This is a genomic window from Paenibacillus sp. FSL P4-0127 (assembly GCF_038007325.1).
GTDB classification, from domain to species: Bacteria; Bacillota; Bacilli; order Paenibacillales; family Paenibacillaceae; genus Fontibacillus; species Fontibacillus macerans.
In genome coordinates, this window is sequence record NZ_JBBOWY010000001.1 from 2,100,238 (window position 1) to 2,120,206 (window position 19,969).

The window sequence follows — 19,969 nt, forward strand, 5'->3', positions numbered from 1 at the left end:
TAGGGCATATTCAGCAAACGCAAAAACGCCTGCGGAACGGCAACGTCCGCAGGCGTTTTGCATTAAAATTTAGGATTTGACGGATAATTGCAGGATGCCTTGCTTGTAGCTCCATTTCAGGGCCGGGTATTTTTGCCGGAAGTCGTGCAGCTCCACATAAGACTCGCCATCGACGACTTTGACGCTTTTGGAAGCCGTGGAGAAACCGATCGTCTTGCCGCTGTCGTCCGTAATCGTCAGCTTCTGCGCAGCGGCGTTCCAGGCCGGCTCGCCTTGCACTAGCGCAGCCAGGACGCGAACCGGGGCGTATACTTTTTTGCCGCTTTCCAGCACGTCGACATACCCGGAGAAGGATGCGCCGTTAATCGTCAGGGAAGACGGGCTTCCGCTCAGCTCGATTTTCCGCACCCCGGCCTGATGCAAACCGGCGATCAGTTGGGCTGCCGCACTGCCTTTCACTTCGATGTCCGGCTTGAGGCCGACGTGGTTGAAGTCTTCCCCCTTCGGCGTTAAGTAACGCTGAACGGTTAATTTCAGCGAGCCGCCGTTCGACAAGGAGAAAATATTCTGGATTCGCGCTTTGCCGTACGTTTGCGTACCGACGACCTTGGCGATTCCGTTGTCGCGCAAAGCGCCCGTTAATATCTCCGAAGCGCTGGCCGTCAGCTCGTTGGTGAGCACGACGACGGGCATCCCGATATTTTCGCCGCCCTTGACCGTATACGGCTGCAGCGTCTCGCTTTGATCCGCCGTATACATCAGCACGCCTTCCTTCATAAAATGCTTGGCGATATTCGCAGCCGCTTCCACATAGCCGCCGAGATTGTCCCGCAAGTCGAGCACCAGCGCTCCTATGCCTTGTCCCCGCAGTTTGCTTAATTCATCGGCGAATTCTTTATCCACGTTTTCGGAAAAGGAAGAAATCGCGATATAGCCGACCCTGCTGGAAGGAATAAGCATCCCGGTCACGGACGGCAACGAGAAATGCCCCCGCTTGATCGGAAAGGTCAGCTTTTGCCCGTTGCGGTTCACCGTTATATTGACGATCGTGTTCTCCTGGCCTTGTATCCGGGCGATGTCTTCGCTGCCGGTTACCGCCTTCCCGTCAACCAGCGTGATGATGTCGCTGCGCTTCAGGCCGGCATTCGCCGCCGGAGAGTCTTTGATCACATCGGTGATATACAGCTTGCTGCCGGTAAACCGAAACGTGGCCCCAATGCCGACATATTCCTGGTTCAGGCTTTCCTCAAAGCTCTGCAGCTCTTCCTTGGTGAAATAATCGCTGTACGGGTCGTCAAGGGAATAAACCGCTCCCCGGATGGCATTCTCCAAAAACTGCTCCCTTTCCACCCCTTCGATGTTGTACGCATCCAAAAGATCCAACACTTCTTCAAGCACGACCAGATCGGAATTTTCGGCCGCTTCATTCGCTTCGTTCGCCGCAGCGGTGCTTTCCGCGGCGCCGGCCGCCTGCGGCAATCCTAACAGCGACAAAGCTAAAAGCGGAATGATAACGTACTTGCGGAAATGGTTCTTCTTCATATTGGGTTCGTCCTTTGCTAAATTTTCTGGAGCCTTGTCCCAAGAATCAGCCTAGGAAAGCGTTGCGTACGCGGTCCCAAAAAGGGAACGGACGATAGCGCATGAAGCTGACCTTCTGGTCGGCCACCCGGCAGCGCACGGAGATCAGGTCGTCCATGGGCAGATTGATGTGGTCGACCGTAAGCAGCAGGTTTTGCTCTTTTTTGGAATAGATGTCGCAATGATGATGCTTCGGCAGCACAAGCGGCGAGCCCATCGTCCGGAACACCCGGTTGTTGATCGAGGCGATTTCGGTAATTTGCAGCGCTTCGATCGACGGGTGGATCATGGCTCCGCCCAGGCTTTTGTTGTAGGCGGTGCTTCCGCACGGAGTAGATACGCAGATGCCGTCCCCCCGGAACATTTCGAACATTTGATCGTTGATGTCCACTTGAGCGACAACGGTGCCGTCCACGCCTTTCAGCGTAAATTCGTTCAGACATATGTAGGAGGAGGTTCCCGACTTCTTTTGAATCTCCAGTTCGATAAGCGGGTAACGAACCATCCGGGGCTTGGGGAATCCGGAGCCCGCGTGTCCGCCCATCATGCTGACGAGTTCGGGAATCTCGTCGGCCTTCCAGTCGGCGTAGAAACCGAGATGACCGGTATGAACTCCGACAAAAGCGATGGATGGAATCTGATCGATAAACGTATGGAAGGCATGCAGCATCGTGCCGTCCCCTCCGATGGAAACGACGATGTCCGGGGATTTGGCGTCGAACTGCAGGCCCTGCTGGGCAGCCAGTTTATGAAAAGATTCGCTTAAATCGACAGATAACTGATCGCCACGGTCTAGCACATAATATCTCAAGATGACAAGCTCCTTTGAAGATCCTTTTGTAAAGATCATAATCAATTCCCCGGCAGAACACAATGTTTCGTTTCTTCCCCCATCCTATTCAAAAATTCAACTTAAATATTTCTTTGGTTTTGCAAGCCAGCGATGAATGATTCTCGACAGGACAGACAAAATAATCAGCGTCAAGACCAGCGCAAGCGCCAGCCGGAACGCCGCCGGAACCGACCGCCAGCCGGGAAGTTGCGCGGCTTCCGCGGGCGAAAACAGGCCGAAGGCCGGCGCGGCGCCCATGACGGGTTCCCAAATCAGGAGCAGCAAAGCCGCGGCAACCAGGCCGTGAAGAAAGCGGGCGAACAGAAACGGCAAATAACGCAGATCGCTGCTGTTTAAGATGCTGGCCACCTGGGCATGCACCGAAAGCCCGCCCCAGGATAAAATAAACACCGCCGCCGCCGCTTTGTACATCAGCGGGATGCCTTCGGGAGCGGCGGAAGACTTGGCGCCGAGCGTAACTTCAAACAAGCCGCCGACGATCGCCTCGGCCAGCTCCGCGGGGAGCCCAACCGCGGGCAGCAGCCAGCGCAGGGCGGCATACAGGGCGTTCATGACGCCGGAGGCGGTCAGAATCTCCAGGATGACGGAGAAGAACACGACAAGTCCGCCGACGACGGTCATAAGCTGCAGGGACGAAACGACGGCCTGGCGCAGCAGTTCGCCGAGGCTCCGCCCGTCGCTGATCCGTGCCTGGTGCATGGCCTGCAGCGCCTGCTTTAAACTCAGCCGCCGGGAGGAAGCCGCATCGGCGCGAACTTCGGTTCCGGGGGCGCCCGCCCGGTAAAACCGCATGATTCCTCCGATCAGCAGCGCCCCGCCGTAGTGGGCAAGCGCGAGCGCCCCGGCCAGCTTCGGGTTGCCGAAGAAACCGACCGAGACGGCGCCGATCAGAAAGATCGGGTCGGAGGAGGTGGTAAAGGCCACCAGGCGCTCGCCCTCTTCGCGGGTAACGAGGCGCTGCTCGCGCAGTTTGGCGGCAAGCTTGGCGCTGACGGGATACCCGGATGCGAATCCCATAGCCAGTACAAAGCCGCCGCTGCCGGGAATGCGGAAAAGCGGCTTCATCAACGGATCGAGCAGCTTGCCCAAAAAGTGCACGATCCCGAATCCAAGCATGATTTCGGAGATTACAAAAAACGGGAACAGCGACGGAAACAGCACATCCCACCAAATCGCCAGCCCGCGGACGCCGGCTTGCCAGGACTGTTCCGGATAGCGCAGCATCAGCACGGCCAAGGCCGCTAAGGACATGAGCAGAAAAAAGGCAACCATTCGTTTTATGACCATAGTAACGCGCCTCCACATCGGATCATAGTGAAGTTTATGTATTTTGTGGGACAAACAGCACAAAAAAATAAACTAAACGGCCGCGGCAAATACTGATCTTTCGGTATTTTTGTGCTAGAATAAATTTAGATGATAAAATTGAAACTTTAGTACCAGCTTTCCTTACGATCATGGACCTCGCAGAAGTAAAATTTTGTGGATGGAGTGATGATAATGAGCATTGTTGCAGGTGTTCTCGTATGCGCTTTTGTGTACGTTATCCGGGCCTCTCTCGTCCATTCCGGTGAAGAGGACTGGAGCAGCTACTGATCGTTTTGATGTTTCATACCCACACGCAGAAGCTCCGATAGGAGCTTTTATTTTTTTTTGCTATAATAAAAAGAGTTGAAAAGCAGGCGGTGAGTATATGAATCCAACCTTAAGCCTCTATGACAATCTTGGCGGCGGCCCAACGCTGAGGCGGCTTGTGGAAGCCTTTTATCCCAAGGTGCAGAAAGATCCGCTGCTTGGACCGCTGTTTCCTGAGGACATTACGCCGGTTATGGAGAAGCAGTACATGTTTTTGACGCAGTTTTTCGGCGGGCCGCCCTTGTATTCCGATGCGTTCGGCCACCCGATGATGCGGGCGCGGCATATGCCGTTCCCGGTGACGAGGGAGCGCGCCGAAGCCTGGCTGGCCTGCATGCGGGCCGCCCTGGAGGAGATCGGAATCGAGGAGCCGCTCCGTGGGTTCGTGCTTGAGCGCCTTTCCGGTCCCGCTTTCCATTTCGTAAACACACCTTAGGACAAGACGCCGGACATACGACGAAGGCGGACTTTTGGAAAGGAAGTTGGAGAATTGGAACTTGAACCCCTTTATCAGATCAAAATTACCTGCGCTTACTGTGAACACGAGTTTTCGACGTCGCGCGTAAGGCCGAGCTTTAAGCGGGCCGTGCGGACGGATAGCGATTTCTGCGGATATTTTCAGAAGGAGAATCCCGATTATTATGTCGTCAGGGTATGCCCTTCCTGCGGATTTGCTTCCACGGAGAACTCCACAGACAGACTGAACGACAAGCAGCGGGCGCTGTTTCAGGAAGCGATCGGCAGCAAGTTCATCAAACGGGATTACGGCGGGCACCGCGACTGGGCCGCGGCTCTCGAGACATACAAGCTTGGGCTGCTGTGCGCGCAAACGATCGGGGAGAAGGAGCGGATTATCGCCAGTCTCTTGCATCATATTGCCTGGCTGTACCGCTACCGGAACAATGAACAGCAGGAGAAGCGTTTTCTCCAGTATTCGCTGGAATCTTACGTTCGCGTTTATGAAACCGAGGGCGTGGGAGGAAGCGACGCCAGGCTGATGTATTTGATCGGCGAGTTGAACCGCCGGGTCGGCAATTACCACGATGCCGTCAAATGGTTCAGCCGCGTCATTAACGACAAGAAGATCATGGACGCCGCCATGATCCGGGCATCGCGGGAGCAGTGGGCGGTGCTGCGCGAGGAAATGCTTGGCGCCGGGCACGAGCTTCCGGAGGAAATGCAGAGTTAACGCCGGATTACCGGAAAGAATATTGGATGCCTGCCGGATCAAATTATAGAGGGCCGTTCTTTGAATGAACGGCCCTAATTGCAGCGATAAGCGTTGCCTGTGAAAGCGTCTGGTGGGTTAGCGCCTTAACACCGTGTCGGTGAGCAAGTAGTCGTTGTCGCAGTCCAGCACATGGACCTTGTTTCCGCAGCAGGGGAACACCAGCAGCTTTTTTTTGCCTTCGCTGATGGATTTGAGGTCGCGCGGTTTTAACGGGAGCAGCACATTGCCGGCGCCGCAAAAAGGACAATCCTGTACATACACGTCTCCCATGACCACATCGTAAGGCCAAGACCGGTTAAACGGAATCATAAGCTTTGCTTCGGATCCCCGGGCTTCGAGTCGCCCGCCGGTTCGGACGCGGAAGGTTCCGCGCCGGCTTCGGCCGGTTTGCTTCCGGCTTCTTCCTTGGCGAGCTCGGCGATCTTTTGGAGTAAAATGTGCTGCGGCATATGCATCAGATGCTCGAGCGGCACCTTTAATTTCGCTGCTAATTTAACGGCGGTGTCCGGTGAAATTTGTAGCGGCTTCATATGAATATCCCTCCTGTCGAGCTGGTAGCTATATAATAGCATACTTTTCAGCCTGCTTAGGCATCAATAATAAACGATTGAAGAAAGGATGAGACAATATCCATGACATTATTCAATGGACCCCTAGATCCGGCCTGGGAACTTGACTCGATTTTCCCGGGAGGCTCTTCTTCCGCGGCGTTCCGCGAATTTCTTGAGACGTTGGAACGCGATATTGCCGGTTACCACGCAGCGATCGAGGAGATGGGCGCGCCGGCCTCGCTTAAGGACACGGAAGCTTTTGACGGAATCATTGAAGGGCTGCAGGCGGCCTCCGCCAAACTGACGGAAGCGGGCAGCTTTGTATCCTGTTTGACGGCCCAGGATCAGCATGACAAGAAGGCGGTTCAACTGGACGCCAAAGTAACGTCGATTCGGGCCGCGTACAACAATGTGACGACCTTGTTCTGGAACGTGCTGCGTTTGACGAGCGACGAGGTGTGGGCGGACTGGATGAAGCGCGGCGAGATCGCCCCGCTTTCCTTCGTGCTCAGCGAAAAGCGCGATGAAGCCCGCGAGAAGCTGCCGCCCGAGCTGGAGAGCCTGGCTTCGGACCTGGCTATCGACGGTTACCACGGCTGGGGACAGCATTACGACACGATCGTCGCCAAAGTAAACGTGCCGTTCCAGGAGCCGGGCGGCGAAGTGAAGATGCTGTCCGTAGGCCAAGCGGCCAACAAGCTGGACGATCCGGACCGCAGCGTCCGCGAGCGGGTATTTGCCAGCTGGGAGGAAGCCTGGAGCAATTCCGCCGATTATTGCGCGGACACGCTGAACCGGCTGGCGGGCTTCCGTTTGAAGCTGTACGACAAGAGAGGCTGGGACGATATCCTGAAGGAGCCGCTGGCGATCAATCGCATGTCGGGGGCAACGCTGGATGCGATGTGGCGAGTGATCGAGGAGAACAAGCCGAAATTCGTCGCTTATTTGGAGCGGAAAGCGAAGCTGCTGGGGCTCGACAAGCTGAACTGGGCCGATGTGGACGCGCCGCTCGGCAAAGTGACGGAAGAAATTACGTACGACCAGGCCGCGCAAGATATCGTCAAGCAGTTCGGCGGCTTTAGTCCGAAATTGGCCGAATTTGCGGCCGAAGCGTTCCGCAAGCGCTGGATCGAAGCGGAGGACCGCTCCGGCAAACGGCCGGGCGGTTTCTGCACCGCGCTTCCGGTCAGCAAGCAAACGCGGATTTTCATGACGTTCGGGGGAACGCTTTCGAACGTGTCGACGCTGGCTCATGAGCTCGGTCACGCCTATCATCAGTATTTGATGGAGGAGCTGCCGGTGTTCAACCAGGATTACGCGATGAACGTCGCGGAAACCGCTTCGACCTTTGCGGAAATGATCGTGTCGGACGCCCTGGTGAAAAACGCGGCAAGCAAGGAAGCGAAAATCGTGCTGCTCGCCGACCAAATCCAGAGATCCATCGCCTTCTACATGAACATCCATGCCCGCTTCCTGTTCGAAACGCGCTTTTATGCGAAGCGCCGGCAAGGTTTGCTGGACGCCGGCGAATTGTCCGCGCTGATGGAGGAAGCGCAGCGGGAAGCGTACCGCGGGGCGCTGGGCAACTATCACCCGCATTTCTGGGCTTCCAAGCTGCATTTTTACATCACGGATGTACCGTTCTATAATTTCCCGTATACCTTCGGGTACATGTTCAGTACCGGCATTTACGCGATAGCGCAGCGGGAAGGCCAAGCGTTCGCGGAGAAATACGACGCGCTGCTGCGGGATACGGGCCGGATGACGGTGGAGGAACTGGCCGCCAAACATCTGCAGGTTGACTTGACCAAGCCGGATTTCTGGCGCGAGGCGATGGCGTTATCCGTGGCTGACGTCGATGCGTTCCTGGAATTGACAAAATAAATTGTGTGATTGGGCCCCCGTCATATTGTGGCGGTGAGGGCCCGTTTTTATTACGGCCACGCGCAATCATCACGAAGCTAACGGACCCCAGTGACGGTAGTCGTTCCAAATCAAGGAGAACATTGTTATAGGCCATCAGTCCGACCTAAATCAACTGCCCAACGAATTAAAGTATTCTTTTCTTGGGGGGGTGGCAGATCAACACTCGCTGTCTGGGGACTTTGCACGATTATCCCGCTTGATCAGGTAGCAGGGAAACAAACAAGCTCGGGAGAAGAAAATAATTGGTGGAGAAACAGCTAGATTCGAGATAATTTAAACGGGCTTAGGAGAAGAAATCAGGGTTTAGAGAAGGTGAAACAGACCGCATAAGAGATCTAGACAAGAGATCAAGACAGGAGATCAAGGACAAGACGCGAGGGAAACGAAAAGACCGTGATTTTGCTGTAGCCTGAACCCTTCCGTCTTCAATAACGCCCGCACCGTTCATGTTAGTCTACACCAATCAAGTTGATCTGCGTCAAACTCCCCCGCACCGTTCCGGCGTCTCGATCAAGCCGCAGCCGTAAGGGGCTGGTTTGGTTGGCATACGATCAGCCGGCGGTAAGGGATCGCGGGAATCGCCACACACATGCGCAGCAACTTCTGCCGCATCGTTTCTTCCGCTCCGGGCAGTCCTGCTCGCTTTGGTAACGGCTGCTAAATGGTTGAAGTTCTGTTTCCACATTGACTTCCATATCAGGCTCACCCTCGAATTAAAAATACACGAACACAGGTTCCATTTATTTTATTGTACCAAACGTACGTTCCCTTATCAAGCCGGACATTTCACCTGAACCGCCTCATTTTTTCCCATCTCTTTTTCTTCTTTCTTTTTTTGGAGCCCTTGCCCTAGCCCCCCTGCTCACTGAACGAAAGGGATAATCGTGCAAAGGCAGGCAGCAGGCAGGGACACCAAGACACAAAGACCCTTTAGACAGCCCTATTACCTGGCATCGATTTGTGACACTGCTCGAAACGGCTACGGTGCAAAAGGTAGATGCGCTACATCAAGACTTACCTGCCGATTTTTTACTGCGAAAGATGAGCTGTGTAATTAAAAGAAATTACAGTCATATTTTGCAAAGTAATTATTAACCAAATTTGTTGTATATTGTTGAACGTTATATAATTATGGCCTATAATGAGACATAAGCCCTATATAATGGGGACTTACATGGGAAGGGAGGGTGGATATGCTGAAAATCGATGAAATTTCACTCGCCAGACAAGTGGAAATGGCATTTAAGGAGCTGGAAGAGGAGCTTTCCGGATTAACATCAGGCACCGTATTCATCCAAATCCGCAACAATACCATCGGAAAATTCGGAATCCGCCACAATCCGATTGCCGGACGGAACGGGCATCTCGCCGATGAGGGCGCAGGGCTGACCATGGAGCAGATGCAATGTTTTCGGAGGATGGCCCTCGAATCGTTAAAGTTCAAACGGTATTGGACTCACGGGGAAATCAGCTATGAATTTGCGCTTCGCCAAGGAATGATTGTCGTCGATGCCATATTGGAATCGAATTACAACATGGCCAATTTGTTGATCCAACGCTACTCGCGTAAAGATGCCATCCATACATACAAACAAGATAAGACCTCTTAAACCGCGGTAAACGGGGACATTAAAGGGGAACAGGCGACCTGCATATGCAGATCGCCTGTTCCCTATAGTGTTAAATGATAGGAGAATGCAAGTTACAGGTTCGAACGACCCGACAATTGCTGCTCCGCCAATTGAACCAGACGTTTCGTAATGTAACCCCCGAGGGAGCCGGTTTCACGGGATGTGTAGTTCCCGTAGTATCCGTCTTGCGGAATTTGGACGCCCAGTTCTTGAGCTGCTTCAAATTTCAGTTGTTGCAGCGCGGCGTTGGCTTCACGAACGATAAGGTTGTTTCGGCTTCCGCTTCTACCTGCCATCGTTGTCACCTCCTTTGCCTTTGTGGTGTTAGTATGGTTCCTAGGGAGAAAAATATGCGGGTAGACTTCGATCTTTAGTAGTGGTAATTATTTCATTTCAGAAATCGGCGGCCAGCGGCGCGCAAAAAGGCCGTCCATCATCGCAGATGGATGATGGACGGCCGCTTGGTTTCGTATTGAGGCATGGCAAAAAAGGATCAGGAGTCGGATTCGGGAGCGGATTCGCCCTCAGGGTAAACGATGTCCAGGTTCAGGTTCAGCTCTATGGACTGCTGCGGCTTTAGATCAATCAACCCCGTCTGCTCGGCGGGCAGGGGGGAATTCGGGGCGTCGGGGAGCCAGGTATAAGGCTCGATGCAGAAAAACCGGTCGGCCTCGCCCTTGGAATAGATGACCCAAAATTTGAAAAATTCCGGATCGGCGGAATAACGCAGCCCATATCCGTCATCCCGGATCAACTCGGCCACCGCGGGCTTGCCGCCGATGTTCAGCATCGTATCGCAATCTACGCCCTGCAGGTTCATCCCTTCGTTTAAAGCTTCCCATGGACCTAAAGGAGCGATCTCACCAGTGGGGATCAGCTCTTCATCGGCTTTGAACAGCCCGCTAACCGGCAGCTTCAGGTTCCAGCGGCCAGGTTCGCCGTCGATGAGGAACCAGGTGTGAAGGCCCAAACCGAACGGGGCGGCTTTTTGCCCCAGGTGCGTGATTTTAAAGGTTTGCTTCAAAGAAGCGCCCTGCAGCCGCAAGGTCATTTCAAGTTTCAGCGGTTCAGGAAATTGCCGAATCCAGTTCGGATCGTCCGAGGTGACGAACTCCGTGGTGATGGCGCAGCCTTCGTCGTCTTCCTCGATATCGCTGACGCGCCAGGGTTGCGTGCGGTGCAGCCCGTGGATATGGTTGTCGTTTGCCGTATTGCGGTCAAACTGATACTCCTGGCCCGCGTAAGTGAAGCGCCCCCTGCGGATCCGTCCCGGCGGAATCAGCAAAGGGAAGCCGAAATGGTACGGCTTTTGCAAATAGAAATCCAGTTCGCTTTCGTCCGGGCACCGCAGCACATCGCGCTGCTGAACACGGTCCCAAATGCGAATCACGTTATTGCCAAGGCGGGGTAGCAGCGTGACTTCAAGTTCGTGGCTATGTAAGATGTACGTATCGTAACCGTTCCATTGCCCTTTGGTCACCTTTTTCATATCGTTGCTCCTTTTCCCACATAATTATCTGTTCCTTAAGCTAAAACTAATCATAACATTTTTTTGCGGTAGACGAAAAATGAATTTGACATGGACGGCAAACACTTTTATGATGATAATCAATAGAAGCGGGTTTCTGGAGGTCCGGGCGGCCTCAAGGATTCGCCATAGCGACAATGCGATGATGAGGGCAAGTAAGCGAAACGTTCGTCCTGCAGAAAGCCGGTGGTTGATGCGAACCGGAGGAGGAGCTTTGGCCGAATGGGCCTCGGAGCGCCGGACAGAACCGCGGGCAGGCGGGAAGCCTAGCTGCGATGCGAAGTATGCCGGACGGGTCGTTCCACGTTACGGAATCAATAAGGCTGAATTTGGCCCAAGGTTGGCTTGTACAAAGGGTGGCTCTGTTGCAAGGACCTGGAGAATTCGGCGAATAAGGGTGGCACCACGGTCTCACGTCCCTTGCGGGAGTGAGGCCTTTTTTGCATTTAAATCGAGGAGGTCAATGAATGATGAAAAAAGTGCTTTCTGGCATCCAGCCAAGCGGAAAACTGACATTGGGAAATTACATCGGAGCGATCAAAAATTTCGTAACCCTGCAGGATGATTACGCCTGCAACTTTATGGTGGTCGATCTTCACGCCATCACGGTTCCCCAGGAACCGGCCGCATTGACGGAGCAGTCCGAGGCCGTTGCGGCGCTGTATATCGCGGCGGGAATCGATCCGAATAAAGCGAACGTTTATCTGCAATCCCATGTAATGCAGCATGCCCAGCTCGGATGGCTGTTGACCACGCTCACTTCGATGGGCGAACTGGAGCGGATGACCCAGTTTAAAGACAAATCGGCGGGCAAAGAATCGGTTGGCGCGGGATTGTTCGTGTACCCGGCCTTGATGGCCGCGGACATCCTGGTTTATAATGCCGATTTGGTGCCGGTAGGCGAGGATCAGAAGCAGCATCTGGAGCTGACCCGGGATTTGGCGGGACGTTTCAACCACCGCTACGGCGACTATTTTACAATTCCGGAGCCGTATATTCCGGAGGTCGGCGCGCGGATTATGTCTTTGGACGATGCCTCGATAAAAATGAGCAAAAGCAATCCGAACCCGGGCAGCTACATCGCTTTGCTGGACGAACCGGACGTTATCCGCAAAAAGATCAGCCGGGCAACGACCGACTCGGGCCGCGAGGTCAAATTCGATCCGGAGAACAAACCGGAAGTCAGCAACCTGATTACGATTTACAGCCAGTGCGCCGGTTTGACGATCGAAGAAGTGGAGAAGCGCTACGAAGGCCAAATGTACGGTCCGTTCAAAAAGGATTTGGCCGAGGCCGTCGTCAGCGTGATCGAGCCGCTGCAGCAGCGGTACCGCGAGATCCGCGAGTCGGGCGAGCTGCGCCAGATTTTGCGCCAGGGCGCGGAACGCGCGTCCGAAATGGCGGAAAAAACGCTGCAGGACGTACAGCGGCTGATGGGGTTTGTCGTTAAGTAAGAAAACTATAATTTAAAAACTCGACTATCGCAGCTATCGCAGCAAAACATCGGCAGACAAGCCTTGATATAGCAGGGTAAAGCAGGGAATCCATTGCCGGAGTTGGCGCTGAAACAGAGGCGAACAGTGTCTTCCCGGCTTTTGGGGCTGCTTCGTTGAGGAAGCGTCAACGATGCAGAGGGCGTCACGATCCGGTGGGGTAAGTACATCTACCTTCTGCACCGTAGCCGTTTCGAGCGGTGTCACAAATTGCCGCCAGGCGAGGGGCCGTCTAAAGGGACTGTCTAAAGCGTTCGTGTCTTGGTGTCCCTGCCTGCTGCTGCCTTAGCACGATTATTCCCTTCGTTCAGGAGCAGGGAGCAGGGGGAGGGCTAGAGCAAAGGTTCCAAAAAAGAGAGAAGAAAAAACAAAAAAGCTGAGGAAAAAATGAGGTGGTTCAGGTGAGATTTTCGGCTTGATAAGAGAACGTATGTTTGCTATAATGAAATAAATGGAACATATGTACGTATATTCTTGATTCGGGGGCGAGCGGATATGGAAGTCAATGCGGGAACGGAACTTCAATCATTCAGCAGCCGTTTTAACAGCGAGCAGGACTGCATGGAAGCGCTAATCGCGATGAAGTGGCCAAACGGCTTTGTCTGCCCGCGCTGCGCTCACACCCGGTGCAGCTATCTGACCTCCCGGCATATCCCTTTGTTCGAGTGCGGAAAGTGCAAGCATCAAACATCGCCTTTGGTCGGCACGATTTTTGAAGGAACGCATCTCCCTCTGGTGAAGTGGTTTCAGGCCCTGGATTTATTCCTGCTTGAGGGCGGCATCTCGGCGCTGCGGCTGAGCAAGGTGATCCGGGTCGCCTACAAAACAGCCTGGTCGATGCTGCACAAAATACGCCATGCCGTGGGGGAGTTCGATGCCCGGGAGCTGCTCTCCGGAGACGTGAAGGTGAACAGCGATCAGTATGGGCGTAATCCGTCCCGGTGTCAGCTTTCGCATCCGTACGCCTCGGCGGTCGTGGCCGGCTGCACGGTCACGGAGTCGGGCGAGCCGGAACAGGTCAAAATCCGCCTGGTACCGCATAAGCGGGGAGGCGAAAAAAGGGCAGACCGTCACGATCTAACCGCGTTCATCAATGGGCATGTGGATGTCCGTACATCGGCGGTACAGTTGTTCCCTCAGGCCTTTCGGCTGTATGCGCCCTTGCGGAAAGTGGTGAGAGAGGCATGGGAATCGCTGAAGAGTACGTATGGAGCCCTGGGACTGAAGCATCTGCAGGCGTACCTGAACGAGTACACCGTACGCCGTCGGCTGCGCCTGCAAGGAGGACTGCCCGGAGCGGAAGAAACGATGCGGCAGAAGTTGCTGCGCATGTGTGTGGCGATTCCGGCGATCCCATACCGCCGGCTGATCGCACGCCAACCGAGTCTGCCCCTTGCGGCTACGGCCTGATCGTGATGTTTGAACGGTGGGGGTTACTTGATGCGGATCAACTTAATGGGTAGGGATTAGCATGAACAGTGCGGGCGTTGCTGCAGACGTAAGAGTTCAGGCTACAGCAAAATCACAGTCTTTTCGTTTCCTTCGCGTCTTGTCCTTGATTCCCTGTCTTGATTTCCTGTCTTGATCTCTTATGCGGTCTGTTTCATCTCCCCTAAACCTGATTTCTTCTCCTAAGCCCGTCTAAATTATCTCGAGCCTACCTGCTTCTCCACCAAACATTTTTTTCTCCCGAACTTGTCTTTCTTTTTGCTACCTGATCAAACGGGATAATCGTGTAAAGCCCCGGACAGCGAGTGTTGATCTGCCGTCACCCCACTTCCCTATCCTCAAGCTTTCAACACCCTTCCGCGTTTCTTGGCCACGATCGGCTTTCGACTTGACTGGCAAGCAAGGATTATAAAGTTGAGCCAGACACCTCTTCTGTCCGCCTATCTTAGATCTTTGAACACCTTCAGCTCAAGGATTCACGCTGATTTTTGCTCTGCGAAAGATGAGTTTATAAAGGCCGTTGGACAATCCTAGTGGCCTTTGTGTCACTAAATTGTCAAAATAACCACGCGATATTCCGATGATTGTCAAACACTTTCTTGGTTTGTTATGATAAAGTTTATAGCGAGAACGAAATATTGCCGAATAATTTACGGATTTATAGATATAGCTTAGTCCAAACTCAATACTAATTTGTAGGAGGATGAATCGCGCGTGGACAAACCATTAAGATATCAGGCTTCTTCGGAATCCGCTGCGTTGTCCGTGAGACCTACTCCTCCGGGAGAGACGGCGACTTGGAGAGATTTCATCGCTTTGACCAAGCCGGGAATCCTGCGTTCGAACCTGATCGCGGCTTTCGCCGGTTTTTGGTTGGCTTCGCATTGGCAACTGCAATACGGCAAGCTGGTTTTGATGCTGCTGGGAACGATGCTGGTCATGGCCTCTTCGTGTGTGTTTAATAACTATTTTGACCGGGAAATGGATATGAAGATGGCTCGCACGAAAAACCGCGCCCTCCCGACCGGGAAGGTAGCCCCGAAAACAGTGCTTTGGTATGCGGTTGTTTTGGGCATTTTGGGCCTTGCCGTTTTGTTTGCGTTTTCCGGTCCGCTGGCCGGCTTGTTCGGCGCAGTAGGCATGTTCGTTTATGTCGTTGTTTACACCCTTTGGCTGAAAAGAACTTCGACCTGGAGCACCTCCATCGGGGCGATTTCCGGAGCGATGCCGCCGGCCATCGGCTACGTCGCGGCGTCCGGTACCGTCGATCTGGGCGCGTGTTTGCTGTTCGCTATGTTGTTTTTGTGGCAACCTCCGCATTTCTGGGCGCTTGGCATCCGGCGGACGGAGGAATACCGCGCGGCCGGTTTTCCGCTGCTGCCCGTTGTGAAGGGCATTCCGCGGACGAAGCTGCAGATGATCCCGTATCTGGTGTTGCTCGTACCCATTCCGATCATGATGTACGTTTATGATTACACGGGGATCTGGTTTTTGGTGATCGCGGAAATTTTGTCGGTCGCCTGGCTGCTGATGGCGCTGACGGGCTTCCGCACCAAGGACAACGATGCTTGGGCGAAAAAAGTATTTCTGTTCTCCGTAAACTATTTGACGGTGAACATGATCGTTATGATTCTCGATACCGTACGGTTGTGATGGAGGTCTAAGGGATGGCTGTTTTGAAAAAGTACAAGTGGACCTGGATTTTGCTGGCGATATGCGTTGTTTTGGCGGGATATCTGCTGTGGGACACGTATGCCGCCAAGCCGAAGCTTCCGGTCATCCGGCCGGTGGGCGAATTCAGCATGCAAAATGTGGACGGCAAGACAGTCACCCTGGAGGACACGAACGGAAAGGTTAGATTGTTTTATTTCTTCTTTGCCAACTGTCCGGACGTTTGTCCGATCACGACGTTTCGGCTAAGCCAGGTGCAGGATATTTTGAAGGAAAAAGGCTTGTTCGGCAAAGACGCCTCCATCGTCTCGATCACCTTCGACCCGCAGCGGGATTCGCTGGAGAACGTCAAAGCGTTCGGCGATAAATTCAAAGCCGATTATTCGGGCTGGTATTTCCTGCGCGGGGATGAGCAAAAAACGATCGATTTGGCGATGAACTCGTTTCAAATCCTGATCAACAAGGATAACGACGGAAACTTTGTGCATATGGATCTGATCGGGATGGTCGACCGCGAGGGACGCCTGCGCGAAATTTACCGCCCCGAGGCGACGCCCGAGGAAATCGCTCAAGGCGTAATCGACTTGGCCAAGGAGTAAGCCGGTCGTAAAGATTTGGAACAAGGACAGGGCCTGTCCGCAAACTTATTGGTTTACATTACAGCCTAGTATGAAGCCGGCGGAGGATATAAAATAAATTCCTCCAGTCCGGCTTTTTCCAATTGGGCGATTAAATATTCGTCAGGCGTTCCTTCTACTCCGGCGTACCCCCGTCTGGTATAGATTTGTTCGGCATCGGGAAAAGCGTCCCTGAGGACCGCGCGGATTCTTTTCCCGGACGGATCGTTGTCCAGAAACAGATAAAGCTCGTCGTCCCCCGCCTGCTTGCGCAGGGATTCCAGTTTTGCCGTGTTCAGAGTACCGAAGGTGCAAAGGATGCGCACTTCATCGCCCAGCAGGCGGCGCAGCTTACTGCGGTCGTTTTTGCCTTCGACAATGATGCTGACGCTCAATCTAAAATCACCCCGGGAAGTATGATAGGATCGGTTTGGTATGCTTTTAGTTTATACCGGGCGGCGGGTGCGATGCAAAGTGGGCTGGGCTGATTTGCTGAGGGATGGATCATGACTCGCGGATCGTGGTTCGCGGCAACCGTTAAAGCAGGAAATGATCGGGAAATGAACGAATAAAGTCGTTTGAGTCCGTTGCTAGGGGAAGATCCGTTAGGGGGACCGTCCTCTGTGAAGACAGCCGCCAGACGTTATGTTAATGTGTTAAAATAAGTCAATAACCCGCTCAGGTTAATACTGCGGAATATCGTTCAGGATAGAAAGGTGAATCGTGATCAAATGCTTGGGCTTGAGTTAAAGCGAAATGCCAGAATCGGAGGGGAAGGCGAAGCTTCTTCCCGCAGCCAATACCGCATCCGCAAGGTCCTTTCCGTCAGCGAGCTGGCGGTCGTGTATACCGCGCGAAATGAAGCGGACGGAAGCCGATGCGTCGTGAAGGAATTTTGCCCGGGCCGGTTCGTGTACAGGAGCAAGGACGGAGCGACGCTGCGCCGCAAGGCCGGCACGGCGGCCGATAAATTCGAAGTGCTCTGGAACGCTTATCAGCAAGAAGGGGAGCTGCTGGAAAAGCTCGACCACCCGGGCATTGTACGCTGCCTGGACCGTTTTGAACAGAACGGGACGGCGTATATCGTGATGGAATATTGCGAAGGCGTCACGCTCGACAAATACATAGCCGCTAACAAGGCGGCCATTGCACCGCGTTTTTTCTACGAAACGATCCTTCCGTTCATCGACACGCTCGATTATTTGCACCGCTTCGGCATCATTCACCGGGATTTGAAGCCGGGCAATCTGATGATCGCAAGCGGCGGGGCCATCAAGCTGCTTGATTTCGGCTCGGCGGCGGCAACGGGGGGAACGGAGGAGAGACGGCCGATTTTAACGACAGCGGGATACTCCCCGCTCGAGTTGTATTCCGAGCAGTCCCGGCAGGGGCCGGAGAGCGATATTTACAGCCTGGCCGCCGTGCTGTATTTCTGCTGCCGGGGCCACGCTCCCACCGATGTCCGCAAACGCTTGTTTGAGGAGCGGCAGGAGCTGGTCGACGCGGAGATGAAGCGCGCCTGGCCGTTTTTGTCCCGGGCGATCGAACGCGGGTTGGCCGTGCCCGCGGACAAGCGCCGCATTTCGCTGGACCGGTTCAAAGCGGCCATCCGTCTCGAATGCAGGCTCAGCTGGCTGTATCGGCGCGGGTATAAATATTAGTGCTCGGTTTGATCGCTTTGTAGCGCAGCTCCAGTTCGGTAATCCCGTCCTCGAAGGTAATGTACAGCTTGTCGTTGTATTCGAGGGTTTCCCGCTTGTTGTTTGCCAGCGGCGTACGGTTTCGAACCAGCGAGCAGCGCGATTTGTTTTGTACGATCAGGGTGCCTCCCTTGCCCGCCGTAAAGAAAATGTTCCGCGCTTCCGGCAGCGGCTCGTTGACGTCAAGGCTTTGGAACAACTCGCCAAGGTTGACGGTTCGGCCGGGGAACGAGGTGAGCGGCCACGATTTGACCGGAACTTCGCTGCCGCTGGCCGTGGCCAGGAAATAGCCCTCCAGTTTGCCGGCAAAAGCCGGCTTGGGCCGCAGCCAGAAATACAGGGCAACGCCGATCAGCGCCAGTACAAGCCCGCCGGCGATGGACCATTTCAGAACCGTATATTTGGATTTGATTTTCAGCGCCAGATGCGCCGTGACCTGGGCGCCTTCCGGATCGGTGGCGGTAATCGTCAGCTCCGATCCGCCGGTCCGCAGCGGCGAAATGTATAATTGATCGCCGGCCAGTTCGGCCCGGGCCGCCTTGCCGGCCGCATCTTGCAGCGCAAAGCTCAGCTTGTCCCCATTTTCATCCAGGAACAACGTGTTTAAATCAAGCTCCGTCAGCCCGTCCTCTTTCGTTAGCTGAAGCTGCTCTTTTCCTTGAACAACCGGGGCCAGGTTAACGATTTTCTGAACAGTTGCCGGCGTGTTCCGGAAAAAGGTATCCCCCTCCATTTTCACATACCACTCGTATTCCCCGGATGCGCTGAACGTGTGCTCGGTATAAAAACTTGTTCCTTCGTTTTTCATTTCCACCGCGGTTTCGGTGTTTGCGGTTTTATCCAGGACGACCAGTTCGGCGCTTAGTCCCTGATAAAGCTCCTTCTCCTGCAACGGCTCGTTCGAACTGGCGTCGATCAATAGCGCTTCGATTCCGGCGGGTTTACCTTTAATCGCTTTCCCGTCCGTCAGCCTGGCCTTCGCCTCCATGGCGTAGCTGCCGAGCAGGCTGATTTTTACCAAATCTCCCGAGCTTCCCTTGAATTTAAGCGTCGCGGTTCCCTTTTTCGGCGCGGTGATTTTCAGCAGGGTATAGCTGTTCGACTTGAACAAGCGAATATTTTTGGACTCGTAGAACAACTGCGCGTCCTTCAGCGGGCGCGCGGATAACAAAATGATGTTGGCTTCGCTCATGGAGGAGCTTGGGATCTCCACCTGAACCTCCTGCAATTTGCCGGAAGCGGTCACCCCGGCCACGGGCATCAGCACGGAGCGCATTTCTCTGGCGAAAATCTGATTGAAAATTTCCGGCAAATCATCCGCGCTGCTTGTCGTATAGAAAGCGCCTCCGGTACTCTGAGCGATCCGCTTCAGTTCATCGGGATTTACCGTACCGTCATGATTCAACCCGATCGTGTAAATGGGGTACCCGTTTTTTTGGGCCATTTTGATCGCGGCATCGCTGTCTTTCGCCGAATCTTCCTTGGTTCTGGATTGCCGGTATGGGCCGAAATCCGTTTCTCCGTCGGACAGCAGGATGAGAAACGGTTTGCGGCCTTCCGTTTGCTCATCGTTTGCGGAAGCCATCAGCAGCTTGCTGCCCGTGAGCAGGCCCAGACCCAGGTCGGTGTAGCCCGTGCGGCGGAGCCCCTCGATCTGCCGCTTGATCTCGTCCCGTTTGGAGGCGACGGAGATGGGGGTAAGCGGCATGGACTTCACGATTTGATGATTGTAGGCGGCGAATCCGATGCGTGTCCGGCTGGCGTCGCTGATATCCATAAACATGCGGACGACCTCGCCCGCCATTTTGTCCGGATCGGCATGGTTCATCGAATAGCTCGTGTCGAGCACGAAAATGGCGTCAAAGGCTTCCTGATTTTGCGGTTTTTGCTGCTGTCCGGCGGCCTGAACGGGAACGGAAAACGGGCAGATCGTTACAGCCAAAAGCAAAAACAGGAATATAGTCCTAGAAATAATGAAAAATGCAAATGATTGTCGATTCTTCTTTTGAACCATTATCCAATACCCACCTCAATTATCTAAAAATTTACAAAATAGATATATTAAACTATCTTTCAACTATCTCTTTTATATCGGACCAGCCA

The 19,969-nt window shown here is 54.0% G+C and carries 18 protein-coding genes; 9 read left to right on the forward strand and 9 right to left on the reverse strand.

Annotated features, from left to right (window positions below):
- Positions 1 to 69: 69 nt before the first annotated feature.
- The 3 genes from NYE74_RS09340 to ylbJ all read right to left on the reverse strand — a co-directional run bounded on the left by NYE74_RS09340 (position 70) and on the right by ylbJ (position 3,721).
- Entirely contained in the window at positions 70 to 1,542 is a 1,473-nt protein-coding gene (locus NYE74_RS09340) for a S41 family peptidase (RefSeq protein WP_036619814.1), read from the reverse strand.
- Positions 1,543 to 1,588: 46 nt separating this feature from the next.
- Positions 1,589 to 2,392 carry an NAD kinase gene (locus NYE74_RS09345; protein WP_036627564.1) on the reverse strand — a complete coding sequence of 268 codons (804 nt, stop codon included), beginning with the start codon at positions 2,390 to 2,392 and terminating at the stop codon, positions 1,589 to 1,591.
- 96 nt (positions 2,393 to 2,488) lie between these two features.
- A complete protein-coding gene (ylbJ, locus tag NYE74_RS09350; RefSeq protein ID WP_036619815.1) occupies positions 2,489 to 3,721 on the reverse strand; it encodes a sporulation integral membrane protein YlbJ in 1,233 nt (410 codons plus the stop codon).
- 406 nt (positions 3,722 to 4,127) lie between these two features.
- Between ylbJ and NYE74_RS09355 the strand changes: the two genes are divergently transcribed.
- Together NYE74_RS09355 and NYE74_RS09360 are read left to right on the forward strand one after the other, a co-directional pair.
- Complete coding sequence (locus NYE74_RS09355) at positions 4,128 to 4,505, forward strand: globin domain-containing protein (RefSeq protein WP_036619818.1); 378 nt, start codon at positions 4,128 to 4,130, stop codon at positions 4,503 to 4,505.
- A 54-nt stretch (positions 4,506 to 4,559) separates the two neighbouring features.
- On the forward strand, positions 4,560 to 5,258 hold the full coding sequence (locus NYE74_RS09360; protein WP_036619821.1) for a DUF2225 domain-containing protein: 699 nt from the start codon (positions 4,560 to 4,562) through the stop codon (positions 5,256 to 5,258).
- Positions 5,259 to 5,375: 117 nt separating this feature from the next.
- On the opposite strand, the gene NYE74_RS09365 is transcribed toward NYE74_RS09360, so the two are convergent.
- Both NYE74_RS09365 and NYE74_RS09370 read right to left on the reverse strand, forming a co-directional pair.
- Entirely contained in the window at positions 5,376 to 5,609 is a 234-nt protein-coding gene (locus tag NYE74_RS09365) for a hypothetical protein (protein WP_036619823.1), read from the reverse strand.
- On the reverse strand, positions 5,606 to 5,830 hold the full coding sequence (locus NYE74_RS09370; RefSeq protein WP_036619824.1) for a YycC family protein: 225 nt from the start codon (positions 5,828 to 5,830) through the stop codon (positions 5,606 to 5,608). Before NYE74_RS09370 ends, NYE74_RS09365 begins: the two co-directional genes overlap by 4 nt.
- Before the next feature lie 102 nt (positions 5,831 to 5,932).
- Here NYE74_RS09370 and NYE74_RS09375 point away from each other — a divergent pair, with 102 nt between their 5' ends.
- Positions 5,933 to 7,735: a M3 family oligoendopeptidase gene (locus NYE74_RS09375; RefSeq protein ID WP_036619827.1), complete on the forward strand. Its 1,803-nt coding sequence runs from the start codon at positions 5,933 to 5,935 to the stop codon at positions 7,733 to 7,735.
- 1,235 nt (positions 7,736 to 8,970) lie between these two features.
- On the forward strand, positions 8,971 to 9,387 hold the full coding sequence (locus tag NYE74_RS09380) for a hypothetical protein (protein WP_036619829.1): 417 nt from the start codon (positions 8,971 to 8,973) through the stop codon (positions 9,385 to 9,387).
- 92 nt (positions 9,388 to 9,479) lie between these two features.
- Here NYE74_RS09380 and NYE74_RS09385 read toward each other — a convergent pair whose 3' ends face one another.
- Complete coding sequence (locus tag NYE74_RS09385; protein ID WP_036619831.1) at positions 9,480 to 9,704, reverse strand: alpha/beta-type small acid-soluble spore protein; 225 nt, start codon at positions 9,702 to 9,704, stop codon at positions 9,480 to 9,482.
- Between the two features lie 197 nt (positions 9,705 to 9,901).
- Complete coding sequence (locus NYE74_RS09390) at positions 9,902 to 10,897, reverse strand: aldose 1-epimerase (protein ID WP_124333208.1); 996 nt, start codon at positions 10,895 to 10,897, stop codon at positions 9,902 to 9,904.
- A gap of 509 nt (positions 10,898 to 11,406) precedes the next feature.
- Here NYE74_RS09390 and trpS point away from each other — a divergent pair.
- From trpS to NYE74_RS09410, 4 genes are all read left to right on the forward strand, one after another.
- Positions 11,407 to 12,390, forward strand: coding sequence for a tryptophan--tRNA ligase (gene trpS, locus NYE74_RS09395; protein ID WP_036627566.1), 984 nt, complete (start codon positions 11,407 to 11,409; stop codon positions 12,388 to 12,390).
- A 534-nt stretch (positions 12,391 to 12,924) separates the two neighbouring features.
- Complete coding sequence (locus NYE74_RS09400) at positions 12,925 to 13,839, forward strand: transposase (RefSeq protein WP_124333207.1); 915 nt, start codon at positions 12,925 to 12,927, stop codon at positions 13,837 to 13,839.
- Positions 13,840 to 14,592: 753 nt separating this feature from the next.
- Positions 14,593 to 15,531, forward strand: coding sequence for a heme o synthase (cyoE, locus tag NYE74_RS09405; RefSeq protein WP_036619835.1), 939 nt, complete (start codon positions 14,593 to 14,595; stop codon positions 15,529 to 15,531).
- 14 nt (positions 15,532 to 15,545) lie between these two features.
- Positions 15,546 to 16,148, forward strand: a complete 603-nt coding sequence (locus NYE74_RS09410) for an SCO family protein (protein WP_036619837.1) — start codon at positions 15,546 to 15,548, stop codon at positions 16,146 to 16,148.
- A gap of 65 nt (positions 16,149 to 16,213) precedes the next feature.
- Here NYE74_RS09410 and NYE74_RS09415 read toward each other — a convergent pair whose 3' ends face one another.
- Positions 16,214 to 16,561, reverse strand: a complete 348-nt coding sequence (locus tag NYE74_RS09415) for a toprim domain-containing protein (protein WP_036619841.1) — start codon at positions 16,559 to 16,561, stop codon at positions 16,214 to 16,216.
- 321 nt (positions 16,562 to 16,882) lie between these two features.
- Here NYE74_RS09415 and NYE74_RS09420 point away from each other — a divergent pair, with 321 nt between their 5' ends.
- Complete coding sequence (locus NYE74_RS09420; protein WP_082207678.1) at positions 16,883 to 17,827, forward strand: serine/threonine-protein kinase; 945 nt, start codon at positions 16,883 to 16,885, stop codon at positions 17,825 to 17,827.
- Here the strand turns inward: NYE74_RS09420 and NYE74_RS09425 are convergent.
- Positions 17,793 to 19,814 (reverse strand): vWA domain-containing protein, encoded by a 2,022-nt coding sequence (locus tag NYE74_RS09425; RefSeq protein ID WP_227872912.1) that lies wholly within the window; start codon positions 19,812 to 19,814, stop codon positions 17,793 to 17,795. The genes NYE74_RS09420 and NYE74_RS09425 overlap by 35 nt on opposite strands.
- Positions 19,815 to 19,969: the final 155 nt, after the last annotated feature.